This is a genomic window from Promicromonospora iranensis (assembly GCF_028994775.1).
Lineage (GTDB): Bacteria > Actinomycetota > Actinomycetes > Actinomycetales > Cellulomonadaceae > Promicromonospora > Promicromonospora iranensis_A.
This window is the reverse complement of sequence record NZ_JAJQMN010000002.1, coordinates 480104-492403: the sequence shown is the minus strand read 5'-3', so window position 1 is coordinate 492403 and position 12300 is coordinate 480104. Positions and strand designations below refer to the sequence as shown.

The window sequence follows — 12300 nt, the reverse complement described above, 5'->3', positions numbered from 1 at the left end:
CCGGATGTGTCCCTTTTGCGCCGGGCCGGTAGCCTGCCGCGTTCCCGGTCAGACTTCGAGCAACCCGCGCTGGTGTGCGACGCTCACCGCTTCCGCCCGCCCCGAGGCGCCGAGCTTGGCGAGCAGGTTGGACACGTGCACGCTCACCGTCTTGGTGGAGATGAACAGCCGCTCGCCGATCTGCCGGTTCGACAGGCCCTGCGCGACGAGGCCGAGCACCTCCTCCTCACGGTCGGTCAGGGTCGACGCGGTGGCACGACGTACTCCGGGCAGGTCGAGTCGGGCTCGCCGGGCCAGCGCGCGGACGGCGTCGGCCAAGGGCCTGGCACCCATGTCCTCCGCCTCCGAGAGCGCCTCGGCCGCCTCGACCTCGGCGGCCTCGCGCTCGCCGGTCCCCAGCAGGGCCTCGGCCCAGCGATAGCGGGAGCGCGCCACCTCGTAGCGGTAGCCGAAGTCGAAGGCGTTCACCGCGGCCTGCCACTCCGCGGCGGCTGCCCGCCACAGCTCGCCCGACGCCGGCTCGTCGCCCCCGGCGCCCGCCGATCCCGGGGCGTTCCCGACCACGGCGTGCAGGCGGGCGTTCTCCGCGGTCGCGCGCTGCAGCCAGGCCCGACCCTCGGGTCCGAGCACACCGCCGCGGGGGCGGCCGCGCTGGGCGGTCTCCCTCGCGATGGCCAGCAGCGAGTCACCGCTGTCGATCCGGGCCGCCGCACGAGACTCCACGGCGGTCGCCGCGGCGGAGCCTGGCGCGCCGGTGCGGCCGGCGGACCGGTCGGCCTCCGCCGCGTCGGCCAGGGCGGCGATCGCCAGCGCCGACAGCCAGATCCGGCCGAGGAACACCTCGGTCCACACCTCGCCGAGGTGGTCGGTGATGCGCACGGCCAGCGCCGCGGCGTCGTCGTACCGGCCGGCCCAGGTCAGGGCGTCCACCAGGCTGCCGCCACCGATCAGGGCGATCTGGCCGTCGCTCTGCCAGTGGTCGAGGAGGGCCTCGCCACGCGTGATCACGTCGCCGTCGCCGCGCGCGACCGCCGCGTACATCCGGGTCGCGTTCATGACGTGCTTGGCGGTGGTCGGCACTCCCTCACTGTTCCGTTCCGCGAGGTCACCACGGAAATAGAGCATGACCTCCTGCAGGATCCGCAGGTTGAGGGTGGGTGTGCTCCAGGCCAGCCCCAGCTCCTCCGCCCTGGCCAGCGCGTGCTGCACCCGCTGCTCGGCGGCCTCGAGCTCCCCCGCGTAGAAGCGGTTGGCCGTACCGCTGTACAGGGTGCGCATCTCGGTGAGCACGTCGCCGGCCTCGGCGGCGGCCGTCCGAGCCTCGTCCAGGAGCGTCGAGGCCCGGTCCGGGTCGGCGACGTCCAGCACCGCGAGGGTGGACAGCGCCCAGGCGAGCGCGCCGGACTGGCCCGTGGCACGCGCCTCCTCGATGGCGCAGTCGGCATGCACGCGGGCGTCGTCGTCCTGGTCGACGATCATCGCGATCCGAGCGAGCAGGGCGTTGGTCCAGATCCGCTCGGGGCTGCGTTCCGGCAGGATCTCGAGGGCGGCCCGCAGGTCCGCGATCGCCGCTTCGACCTGGCCCGGTGTCTCGTCCCAGGTCGGCAGGTCGAGATAGCGATGCACGAGCACGTGCTGCATGCCGGCGCGTCGCACCGGGTCGCTGACCCCGTCGACCGCGCGCCGGGTCAGCTTGACCGCGCGCACCGGGTCACCCGCCCGCGCGGCGGCCTCGCCCGCGGAGAGCGCGACGGTGACCCGGTCGCTGCCGATCCGCTCCTCGGCGTCCGGGACGGACTCCCAGAGGGCCAGCACCTGTTCCCAGTGCTTCAGCTCCTCCTCGGGAGCGAGCAGCCGGCGGGCGCGCAGGGCCGCGTCACGGGACGCGGTCAGGGCGGCGGGCAGGTCGTGCCCCTCGAAGGCATGGTGCGCGCGCTCGGCCGCGCTGCCGATCGGCATGCCGTCGGGCCCGTCCTGCTCGATCACCGCGAGGTAGGCGCGGTGCACTGCCGAGCGTTCGCCCGGCAGCAGATCGGCGTAGAGGGCCTCGGCCAGCAGAGCGTGGCGGAACTCCAGGTGTGCCCCGGACACCACGAGCACCTGCTGGGTCACGGCCTCGCGCAGCGCGGTGTCGACGTCCAGCGCGCCCCATCGGGCGGTGGCGGACCGCAGCAGCTCCTCTCGCACCCGGCGTCCGGCGACCGACGCGATGCGCAGCACCTGCTGCACCTCGGGGTCCAGCCGTTCGAGCCGGGTGCGGAGCACCTCGGTGAGGGTCCAGGGCAGGCCGGCCGAGGACGGCCCGGCGTCCAGGAGCTCCTCGGCGAAGAAGGCGTTGCCCTCGGACCGGTCCAGCACCTCGGCGAAGCTCGCGGCTGCCAGGGGCCGGCCGGCCAGGACGGTGGTGAACTCGCGCAGCTCGTTCTCGTCGAACGGCTGGAGGTCCATCCGCTCGACGTGCTCCAGCCGGGACAGCTCGGCGAGCAGCGGGCGCAGCGGATGGCGCCGGTCGACGTCGTCCGACCGGTACGTCACGATGATCAGGAGGTTCTCCGAACGCGCGCGGGCCGCGAGGAAGCGCAGCACGTCGCGTGTCGAGGCGTCTGCCCAGTGGGCGTCCTCGACCACCAGGACCAGTGGCCGGTCGGGCTCGCCCGCCACCGCGAGGCTGCGCGCGATGCCCTCGAACAGCTGGAGCCGCTCGTCATGGTCGGCGTCCGCGCTGCTACCTGGTTCCAGCAGCCGCCACAGCGCCGGCCGCTCGGCCACGAGCTCGGCCACCCGGGCGGCGGCGTCCGGCCCCGCAGCCCCGGCCTGCAGCTGCGTCAGCGCGTCGGTGAACGCGAGGTACGGGATGCCGACCTGCCCCAGGTCCACACAGTGCACGACGACGGCGCTCGCCCCCGCCTGCTCGGCCGCCTCGGCGACGTGACTGATCAGCCGGGTCTTGCCCACGCCGGCGTCACCGCCGACGAGCACGAGGCCGGGCCGGCCCGCCGAGGCGCGCCCCACTGCCAGCAGGAGCGAGGCAGCCTGCTCCTGCCGGGAGACCAGGGGGATCGTCGTGGAGCGTCGCACCTGCACATCGTGCCACCGCTCACCGACACTCCCCCCGGTCTTTCGCGCCCCGCTCCCCACCTCGATCACGCGAACAGGCCACGACGTCCGGTGGACGCCGGGCGCATACCCGCGATGCCCTCCCTGATCTGCTCGGCGCGGTCGGCACGCACCTGGCGTTCCGACCGGCGCTGCGACGTGCGCTCCGAGCGGCGCTCGGCTCGGCGCTCCGCCCGGTCGGCGCGGTCCGCACCGCTCGTTCTCCGGTCACCCCAGGCCTTCCTGAGCTCGGTCCGCCGGTACTCGATCTCCGCTTCGGCGGCGGGTCCCCACAGCGACATGATTCCTCCGGATGTCCCCGGCGGGCCGTGCGCCCGTCCGGCTGATGAGGAAGACACTCGTCCTGAGGTCGGACCCTCCGGATCAGGCGGTCGGGCAGTCCTGGTGGGCGAGGTACCTCAGACACGCGTCTGAGGTACCTCCTGAGTCGTCTGAGGTGCCTCTGAGGTGCCCTGAGGCACACCGCCGAGGCGGAGCAGGGCTCCGGGACAGGGCCCCGCGACCCGCGAGATTCAGGCAGTTCACAGGCTCACTATTGCGATCTACGTCACACCAGACGCACACTGGAGCAAGTAGCGAACCCAATTCGGGGGTGGAATCGTGACCGGAACCGAAGCTGGAACGTACGACATCTTGCCCATGCTGGGTCGAGGGAAGCACCGCAACCCCAAGAAGGGCGCGTGCTTCATGGAGCTCGCATCCTTCCTCGCAGGCGAGAAGTGGAGCGACCACCCCGCCTGCACCCACCCGCTCATCGCGATGCTGGCCCGTGCGGTGAACGACCTCACGGCGGACCACGCCCGTCCGCAGCTCGCTCCACTCATCCCGTCGGTCATCGGCCTGACCAGCACCGACCCGCGCTGGGACGTGCGCATCGCACTGCGTGCCGCGCAGACGGCGCTGCCCGTCTCGCCCGCCGACCGGCAGCAGACGCTGGCTGTAGCGATCCTCGGCTCCGAGCGCATGCTCGACGTTCTGGAGGACCGCCCCTCCGGCACGCTGGCACCGGAGAGCAAGGACGCGCTCGCGGCCGTGCCGAAGACGGCAGCCTGGGCGGAGCGTTTCTGCGCCGGCACGAGCGTGCGACCCAAGCGGTTCGTCCGTGACGCCGCACCGAGCGTGGTCTCCACCGCGGTGCAGGGCATCTCGGAGGCCTTCGTGCCCGACGTCGATGCGCGGCTCCGCGAGCTCCTCGCCGCCACGATCGACGACGCACGCCGCTGGGCCGGGAACGCGGACGACGACGCCCGCACCCTCGACCCGCTGGCCTGGGGCCCGGTGGTGAAGGCGGCACCGACGGCCTGACGATCAGGCTGAACAGGGGGAACGGGCCGGGGCGCACCAGGGGGTCGCCCCGGCCCGAGTCATGTCCCGGGCCGCGTCCCCCGACTCCTGCCCGGAGAGCCTCTCGGACCTGTCGATCGGGCGCCTGCGAGATCGTCACCCCGATGTCAGACAGACACCGACCGGAGGACAGAACCATGCGCTACACGTTCCTGCTGCACTACCCGGAGATGACGGACGAGGAGCTCGGCGCCGATCTGGAGGAGGGCCAGCGGGCCTTCGACGCCTACGCCACGGCGCTCGACCAGGCAGGGGTGCTCGTCTCGGCAGAGGTGCTGCAGCCGTCGTCGTCCACCACGACCGTCGCCGTGCGTGACGGTGAGCTGCGGGTCCAGGACGGCCCGTTCGCCGACACGAAGGAGCAGCTCGGCGGCACGTTCGTCGTCGAAGTGCCCGACCTGGACGCCGCGCTGGCCTGGGCGCAGAAGGCTCCCTCGGTCCAGTGGGGCACCGTGGAGGTGCGCCCGTCGGCCACTCGCTTCGAGAACGGCGCGTGGACGCGCTGACCGGGCACCAGGAGGTGCGGGCCGCCGCAGAAGCGGCGGCCCGCACCTCGTACGGCCGACTGCTCGCCCTGCTCGCGGCGCGCGACGGCGACATCCCGCGGGCCGAGGACGCCCTCGCCGACGCGTTCGAGCGCGCCTTGCGGCACTGGCCCGACGACGGCGTGCCGCGCAATCCGGACGGCTGGCTCCTGACCGTGGCCCGCAACCGGATGCGGGACCTGTACCGCTCGACCGCGCACCGTACGGCGGCCGGATCGGACACCGGCCCCGAACCCGCGGTCCCGCCAGAGGACCCCGACCCGGGTGAGATAGGCGACCGCCGCCTGGAGCTCATGTTCGTCTGCGCCCATCCCGCGGTCGAGGCCGGCATCCGCACACCGCTCATGCTGCAGACGGTGCTCGGCGTCGAGGCACGCGACATCGCGGCGGCGTTCGCCGTGCCGGCGCCCACGATGGCGCAGCGGCTGGTCCGGGCCAAGCGCCGCATCCGGGACGCGCGCATCCCGTTCCGCGTCCCCGACCGTGACGAGGTGCCCGCACGGCTGCCGCCGGTGCTGGAGGCGGTGTACGGCGCCTATGCGATCGACTGGCGCGGGGCCGCGCCGGAGGTGCGCGGGTCGCTCACCGGCGACGCGCTCACCCTCGCCCTGCTGCTGGCCCACCTGCTTCCTGAGCCGGAGGTGCTCGGCCTGGCCGCGCTGCTCTGCTTCTCCGTGGCCCGCGCGGACGCCCGGGAGGTCGACGGCGTGTTCGTGCCTCTCGACGAGCAGGACGTCGCCCGCTGGGACGCCGGACTGATCGAGCACGGGGAGGCGCTGCTGCGGCGGGCGCTCGGCGGCTCCGGCGCCGCGCCCGCCGGACCACCCGGCCGGTTCCGGCTCGAGGCCGCCGTCCAGTCCGCACACTGCGCGCGGGCCCGCACCGGACGTACCGACTGGCCCGCGCTGCTCACCCTGCACCGGGCGTTGCTCCGTGTCGCCCCGACGCTCGGCGGACGGGTGGCGCTCGCAGCGGTCCTCGGCCGGGTCGACGGCCCGGAGGCCGGGCTCGCCGAGCTGGACGAGGTCGCGGCGTCGGACCCGGCATCGGGCAGGTTCCAGCCGTTGTGGGCCACCCGAGCCCACCTCCTGGCGGAGTCCGGGGCGGCCGAGGCCGCCCGTACCGCGTACGCCAAGGCGCGTTCGCTCACCACGGATCCGGCCCTGCGGGCCTTTCTGGCGGGCCGGGCGGCTGACGTGACCGGGTGAACTCTGTCGCCGCGGTCACAAAACCCGGGTCGAAGCCTCCCTACCAACGAAACGAGCTCCTGGTGCGTCCTGTTCGACTGAGGGCGCCCACCTCGAGGAGCCAGGGAACGGGGATCGACCATGACGACCAGCACAGCAGCGCTCACCGGCACCGATGTCGCCGCGATCGAGCGTGACCTGCGGCGCATGGAGCTGCTCAACCGGCGGGAGCACAGGATTCGTGCCACCGGCCGTGCGGCACCGACGATCTCGTACCTCAAGCTCGCCACGCGCCCTCGTGACCGCTGGCGGTTCCCGGACGCGTGACGTCGCCGGGCGGGGCCGCAGATCCAGGGGGTTCGGCGGCCCCGCCCTCATTTCACCAAGACCTGCGCCGTTTCACCCAGGAGATAACACGTGCCGATCATGGCCAGGCCCTTAGGCTCCTGGGCATGAGCGGACACTCTTCACCCCATGTGCCTGCGGATGGTCATGCGCCGGTCCCGCCTCCGCCAGGTGGGTATGCAGAGGTCGGGTACGTGCAGGTGCCACCGGCAGCAGGCCCGCCGCCCGCCGCGCCGGCGCCCCGGCGCAAGGGCAGGCTGGCGCTGATCATCGGTGGCGTCGTCGTCCTGCTGCTGGCGGTCGGGGTCGGCCTGTGGTTCCTGTTCCGGGAACCGCCGATCCCCGACCCGGAGCCCGCCGCCGAGGAGCTCGCCGCAGCGCTCCAGGCGGGCACGCCCGCTGACTTCCCGCTCGCGATGGACACGTCGGCCTCGCCGGACGAGCAGTACGCCCAGGTGTTCGAGCAGCTCCTGACCGCCGTCGGCGAGGATTCCGGGACCGTGACGGTCAAGAGCGTCACGCCGGTCGAGGAGGGCGACGACGGCACCGCGACGGCCACCGCGACGCTCGCCTGGACCTGGCCCGTCGCGACGGAGGCTGCCTGGGAGTACGAGACCGTCGCGCAGCTGACCTACCCCGGCGCGACGGACGGTGAGGCCGGCGAGTGGGAGGCCGCCTGGAACACCGGCGTGCTGGTCCCGGGCCTGGAGCCGGGTGAGCGGCTCGCCGTCGAGCGCACCGAGCCGGCGCGTGGCGAGATCGTCACGACCACCGGCGAGACGCTCGTGGGCCTCACGCCCGTGCACCACGTGGGCATCGACAAGACCCGTCCGGGCTGGGACACCGCCGCCGAGAAGCTCGGACAGGTGCTGGAGTTCGACAGGGCGACCACGGACGACATCGCCGCGCAGGTCGCCTCGGCCGGGGAGAAGGCATTCGTCGAGGTCATCACGATCCGCGACAACGACCCCGAGTACGACTTCGAGGCCGCCATGGCGATCGACGGTGTCGTCGGGGTCCCCGACGAGCTGCCGCTCGCGCGGGACCGCGACTTCGCGCGGCCCCTCCTCGGTTCGGTGGGCGAGGCCACCGCGGAGATCGTCGAGGAGTCGGAGGGCACCATCAAGCCCGGCGACATGGTCGGGCTCTCCGGCCTGCAGGCTGCCCACGACGAGCAGCTCCGCGGGGTGCCCGGCCTGGCGGTGACCATCAAGCCCACCGAGGGCGGCGAGAGCCGCGAGGCCTTCACCATCGAGAAGAAGGACGGCGAGCCGGTAGCGATCACGCTCGACCCGGAGACACAGCTCCGGGCCGAGGCGGCGCTGTCCGACCTCGACGACCTGGCAAGCGCCATCGTCGCGATCAAGCCGTCGACCGGCGAGGTGCTCGCGGCGGCGTCAGGCCCGGGTTCCGAGGGGTACAGCACGGCCACGCTGGGGCAGTACCCGCCGGGGTCCACGTTCAAGATCGCGACGTCCCTCGCGATGCTGCGCTCGGGGATCACGCCGGAGACCACGCTGCCCTGCACGGCGACCATCGATGTCGAGGGCCGCCAGTTCCAGAACGTGCCCGGGTACCCCGAGTCCGCGATGGGTGACGCCGTGCCGTTCCGGACGGTGTTCGCCAACTCGTGCAACACGGGCTTCATCTCGCAGCACCAGGAGATCTCGCAGCAGCAGCTGCACGACGCCGCCGCGTCGCTCGGTCTGGGCGTCGAGCCGGCGGCCTTCGGTGCGGCGGCCGCGATGGGCGACGTCCCGACGGAGGCGGAGGGCACCGAGCACGCCGCGTCGATGATCGGCCAGGGCCAGGTGCTGGCCACACCGCTCGCGATGGCTACCGTCGCGGCGAGTGTGTCCGCAGGTCACACGGTGTCACCGTGGCTGGTCGAACCGACCGGTGAGAAGGCTGCCGACGAGGCTCCGGCGGGCGACCTGACCGCTGACGAGGCGGCGACCCTGCGCGACCTGATGGGCGGCGTGGTGCAGGAAGGCTCGGCGACCGTGCTCCAGGACGTGCCCGGGATCGTCGGCGCGAAGACCGGTACCGCTCAGTTCGGCGACGGCAACAAGGCCCACGTCTGGATGCTCGCCATCACGGACGACCTGGCGGCGGTCGTGTTCATCGAGGAGGGCGAGCTGGGCTCCACGACGGCCGGCCCGGTGATGCACGAGTTCCTCACGGGCCGGTAGCCCGTCGATCCCCGGTCGGCTGCGTCGAGACCCGACCAGCTCGACCGGGGTATCGGATCAGCCCTTGAAGCCGGCCTCGGTGCAGGCGGCCTTGTAGGTCTGGATGGCTCCCGTGACCGCCTTGGGGCGGGCGATGGAGCCGTCGAGCGCCTGGTCGAACGGCGCGCGGACCGCCTCGAGGTGGGCGATGCTCACCTCGTCGGCCTTGCCGATCAGCAGACCGAGGGACTTGCTGACGGTGCTGACGGAACCGGTCAGGTCCTCGTCCAGCGTGCCCGCGACCGCGGCGGAGAGCTGGGTGACGTCGGAGACGAGCCGAGTCGTGAAGAACGCGTTGCACGTCTCGACGAGGTCGTACTCGCCGGTACTGACGGGGGCTTCGACGACGGGCGACGGGGCGCTCTGCGCGACCTCTTCGCCCGAGGGCGTGAAGTCGCTGGCCATGTCCTCGAGGGCCGCGCATCCGGACAGCAGGAGTGCACAGGAGACCAGTGCGGCCGTCGCCCAGTTCTTGCTGGTGCTCACGATCTACTTCCCTCACGTCATCGGGTCAGAAAAGTGCGTTCGGTCGCACTCGCCCGCGAGTCTAGCGTCCATGCCGCAACAGAAGACCAATCGTTGCCGTCCGCCGAGCGGGTTCCGGCGCCTCGTGCGTCGCCACGCGGCGGATGCCCCGGTCACAGAGGTGACCGGGGCATCCGAGGCCTGCGCCGACGGCCGCGTCGGGAACCAGGGGCGGGTGTCAGCGGTCGCCGTCGGCGGGCGGCTGGTCCTGCGGGGTGGTCGCGGTGGGCGGCGCGTCGGACGCCGTCGGGCCGGTGCCCGTCCCGGCGCTCGGGTGGGCGGTCGGGTACGGGTCCGCCGAGCGGAGCACCGTGAGGCGCGAGCGGTACTCGGCCTCGTCGATCTCCCCGCGGGCGAAGCGGGTGCCCAGCAGTGTCACCGGGTCGGTGCCGGCGGCGGAGTGCGCCGCCCAGGGACCGCCCCAGCCGGCACGCGGTCCACGGCGGGCTCGCCGTGCGACCAGGATGATCACCGCGACGAACAGCAGGAACCAGAGCAGGGGAAAGATGAAGAAGAACGGGCCGGGTCCGCCCCAGCCGTAGTGCGGCCCGTTGGCGAGGACCTCCGTCGTCGCGGTGAGCATGTCGACCTCCAGCATTCGGTTCGGCCGGTCGTTCCGGCCATGGCACCAGGCTGCCGCCGTCCGACACCGGGGTCGTCACCCCCGCGTACCCGCTCCCCTACACCCGTGGTGCCGCCTGCCTCGTTCCTCCGCCCCCACCCTGCGCTGCACCTCCGGCCCACGCTCTGTCTGTACCAGGTGGGCCTGCGGTTCCGCTCCGGGCGGGTGCCTCGTTCCTCAGCCCCCACCCTGCGCTGCACCTCCGGCCCACCCGGGGCGGACGAGGCCCGCCTCGTACGCGAGCACCACGAGCTGCGCGCGGTCGCGCGAGCGGGTCTTCATCAGCACCCGGGAGACGTGGGTCTTCACCGTCGACTCCGAGAGGTACAGCTTGCGGGCGATCTCGTCGTTCGCCAGCCCGCCCGCCACCTCGACGAGCACCTCACGTTCGCGCGGGGTCAGCTCGTCGAGCGCGGGCACCGGCCGGACCGTGCGCGTCGCCTCCGCCACCTTGGCCAGCAGCCGCCGGGTCACCGTGGGTGACAGGAGAGCGTTGCCGGACGCCGCCACCCGCACGGCCCGCACCAGCTCCGCCGGCTCGGTGTCCTTCACGAGGAAGCCCGAGGCTCCCGCACGGATGGCCTCGGTGACGTACTCGTCGAGCTCGAACGTCGTCACCACGACCACGTGCACGCCCGCCGCCCGGGGCTCGGCGATGATCCGCCGTGTCGCCTCGAGCCCGTCCAGGCCCGGCATCCGGATGTCCATGAGTACCACCTGGGGGAGGTGGTCGAGAGTGAGCGCCACCGCCTCGTCGCCGGTGGCGGCCTGGGCGACGACACGCATGTCGTCCTCGGAGTCGATCAGCGCGCGGAACCCACCGCGTACCAGGGCCTGGTCGTCGGCGAGCAGGACGTCGATCATGCGGGTCCTCCGGTCTCGGTCGGTGCTGCCTCGCTCGCCGAGCTCGCCTGCCTCGGCGCCGGCAGCGTAGCCCGGACCTCCCAGCCGGTGCCGTCCGGGCGTGGGCCGGCGGTGAGCGTGCCACCGGATCCCTCGACCCGTTCGCGCATCCCGAGGAGCCCGTAACCGGGCTCGACCGGCCCGCCGGCCGGGACGCCGTCGTCGGCCACGACCACCTCGACGCCCTCGCCCCGGGTGACCCGCAGGGTCACGCGACGGGCGGACGGCGCGTGCCTGCGCACGTTGGTCAGCGACTCCTGCACCACGCGGTGCACGACGCCGACGACGTGGTCGGGCAGCTCGCCGACGTCGGCGGCGAGCTGGACGGTGACGTCGAGACCGTCGGCGCGGGCCTGGTCGGCCAGGTCCCGCAGCCCGGTGAGGTCCCAGGTGGGGGCGAGCGGCGCGGCGGCGTCGGGCAGCGCGTCCCGGGCGATCGGGGAGGTGCCCTCGCGGACGATGCCCAGCACGGTGCGGACCTCCGCGAGGGCATCCTTGCTGGTGTCACGGATGTGGGTCAGCGCCTCGCGGGCCTGCCCGGGATTCTTCTCGAGCAGGTGCAGGCCCACCCCGGCCTGGACGTTGATTGCCGACAGAGAGTGGGCGAGGACGTCGTGCAGCTCGCGGGCGATCCGCAGACGCTCCGAGGCGACGGCGGTGCGCTCGCGCTCCGCGGCCGTGGCCCGTGCGGCGGCTCGTGCCGCGGTGCGCCGCGCGACCCGGTCCCGTGCCGAGCTCGCGATCAGCAGCACGACGACGAGCCATGCGGCTGCCGCGATCAGCGCGGTCGGGGTGAGGAACCAGGCGCTGTCCCCGCCGCTCCACCTCGGACCGCCGGAGCCCGGCCCCCAGTCATCGTGCCGCCACTGCGGCCGCTCGACCACCAGCCGCTCGACGCGCGGTGCGATCAGCGAGGCCGCGGCGCCGATGCCCCCGGCGAGCAGGGCGGCGCCCGACCATGCGATCAGGCGGGCCCGGCGCACCTCGCCGCTGAGCATGACGCCGACGAGCACGGCGAGCGGGCCGAGGAACACCGGTCCCCACGGGAACCCGAGCAGCAGGAACGTGACGGTCGCCGCGACCGAGAGCGCTGTGGCGAGCGCCGGACGCAGCGGTAGGAGAAAGAGCAGCGCCGCGGGTGAGACCAGTAGGAGGAGGAACCCGACAAGGCCGGGTTCCGAAGCCCAGGTCTGACCGTGCGCGGCACCGATCGAGCCCAGGTTGGTGGCGAGAACGGTGGCGACCGCGACGAACACGCGGGGCCGTACGCGGTCGAACGGCCCGGGGGCGTGCGGGTCGGTAGGGACGTCGCTCGTGGGACGGGTGGTGCCCGGCATGCTCGCACGCTACGCCGAGCGGTACTCCGCTGCGTCCCCCCAGGGTGCCGATGTATGTCACCCCGGGGTGCTGGACCACCCGGTGGGGGTGGTCGGCAGAAGGTCAGGTAGTCGGCATTCCGAGGTACCGACCACATGACGTTA

The 12300-nt window shown here is 73.2% G+C and carries 11 protein-coding genes; 5 read left to right on the top strand and 6 right to left on the bottom strand.

Annotated features, from left to right (window positions below; genetic code table 11):
* Window positions 1-48: 48 nt before the first annotated feature.
* Together LUU90_RS04980 and LUU90_RS04975 are read right to left on the bottom strand one after the other, a co-directional pair.
* A complete protein-coding gene (locus tag LUU90_RS04980; protein ID WP_275002183.1) occupies window positions 49-3078 on the bottom strand; it encodes a helix-turn-helix transcriptional regulator in 3030 nt (1009 codons plus the stop codon).
* Between the two features lie 65 nt (window positions 3079-3143).
* Entirely contained in the window at window positions 3144-3398 is a 255-nt protein-coding gene (locus LUU90_RS04975) for a hypothetical protein (RefSeq protein WP_275002182.1), read from the bottom strand.
* Between the two features lie 406 nt (window positions 3399-3804).
* On the opposite strand from LUU90_RS04975, the gene LUU90_RS04970 reads away from it, so the two are divergent.
* The 5 genes from LUU90_RS04970 to LUU90_RS04950 all read left to right on the top strand — a co-directional run bounded on the left by LUU90_RS04970 (window position 3805) and on the right by LUU90_RS04950 (window position 8730).
* Window positions 3805-4422 carry a hypothetical protein gene (locus LUU90_RS04970; RefSeq protein WP_275002180.1) on the top strand — a complete coding sequence of 206 codons (618 nt, stop codon included), beginning with the start codon at window positions 3805-3807 and terminating at the stop codon, window positions 4420-4422.
* Between the two features lie 176 nt (window positions 4423-4598).
* Window positions 4599-4967, top strand: coding sequence for a YciI family protein (locus LUU90_RS04965; RefSeq protein ID WP_275002179.1), 369 nt, complete (start codon window positions 4599-4601; stop codon window positions 4965-4967).
* Window positions 4955-6214 carry an RNA polymerase sigma factor gene (locus LUU90_RS04960; protein ID WP_275002178.1) on the top strand — a complete coding sequence of 420 codons (1260 nt, stop codon included), beginning with the start codon at window positions 4955-4957 and terminating at the stop codon, window positions 6212-6214. The genes LUU90_RS04965 and LUU90_RS04960 overlap by 13 nt, the downstream gene beginning before the upstream one ends.
* A 120-nt stretch (window positions 6215-6334) precedes the next feature.
* Window positions 6335-6520 carry a hypothetical protein gene (locus LUU90_RS04955; protein ID WP_275002176.1) on the top strand — a complete coding sequence of 62 codons (186 nt, stop codon included), beginning with the start codon at window positions 6335-6337 and terminating at the stop codon, window positions 6518-6520.
* Window positions 6521-6732: 212 nt separating this feature from the next.
* Window positions 6733-8730, top strand: coding sequence for a penicillin-binding transpeptidase domain-containing protein (locus LUU90_RS04950; protein ID WP_275002175.1), 1998 nt, complete (start codon window positions 6733-6735; stop codon window positions 8728-8730).
* Between the two features lie 57 nt (window positions 8731-8787).
* Here the strand turns inward: LUU90_RS04950 and LUU90_RS04945 are convergent, their stop codons facing one another.
* The 4 genes from LUU90_RS04945 to LUU90_RS04930 form a co-directional block, all read right to left on the bottom strand.
* Window positions 8788-9255 carry a hypothetical protein gene (locus tag LUU90_RS04945; protein ID WP_275002174.1) on the bottom strand — a complete coding sequence of 156 codons (468 nt, stop codon included), beginning with the start codon at window positions 9253-9255 and terminating at the stop codon, window positions 8788-8790.
* A gap of 217 nt (window positions 9256-9472) precedes the next feature.
* The gene (locus tag LUU90_RS04940) at window positions 9473-9877 is read right to left on the bottom strand and encodes an SHOCT domain-containing protein (protein ID WP_275002173.1); all 405 of its coding nucleotides are present in this window, start codon (window positions 9875-9877) and stop codon (window positions 9473-9475) included.
* 216 nt (window positions 9878-10093) lie between these two features.
* The gene (locus LUU90_RS04935; RefSeq protein ID WP_275002172.1) at window positions 10094-10780 is read right to left on the bottom strand and encodes a response regulator; all 687 of its coding nucleotides are present in this window, start codon (window positions 10778-10780) and stop codon (window positions 10094-10096) included.
* Window positions 10777-12156, bottom strand: a complete 1380-nt coding sequence (locus tag LUU90_RS04930; RefSeq protein WP_275002170.1) for a sensor histidine kinase — start codon at window positions 12154-12156, stop codon at window positions 10777-10779. Before LUU90_RS04930 ends, LUU90_RS04935 begins: the two co-directional genes overlap by 4 nt.
* Window positions 12157-12300 lie beyond the last annotated feature (144 nt).

Excerpts from the sequence above, each read along its gene's own strand:
- LUU90_RS04975 (WP_275002182.1), bottom strand. The coding sequence starts at position 3,398 with ATGTCGCTGTGGGGACCCGCCGCCGAAGCGGAGATCGAGTACCGGCGG.
- LUU90_RS04970 (WP_275002180.1), top strand. The coding sequence starts at position 3,805 with ATGGAGCTCGCATCCTTCCTCGCAGGCGAGAAGTGGAGCGACCACCCC.
- LUU90_RS04965 (WP_275002179.1), top strand. The coding sequence starts at position 4,599 with ATGCGCTACACGTTCCTGCTGCACTACCCGGAGATGACGGACGAGGAG.
- LUU90_RS04955 (WP_275002176.1), top strand. The coding sequence starts at position 6,335 with ATGACGACCAGCACAGCAGCGCTCACCGGCACCGATGTCGCCGCGATC.
- LUU90_RS04940 (WP_275002173.1), bottom strand. The coding sequence starts at position 9,877 with ATGCTCACCGCGACGACGGAGGTCCTCGCCAACGGGCCGCACTACGGC.
- LUU90_RS04935 (WP_275002172.1), bottom strand. The coding sequence starts at position 10,780 with ATGATCGACGTCCTGCTCGCCGACGACCAGGCCCTGGTACGCGGTGGG.
- LUU90_RS04930 (WP_275002170.1), bottom strand. The coding sequence starts at position 12,156 with ATGCCGGGCACCACCCGTCCCACGAGCGACGTCCCTACCGACCCGCAC.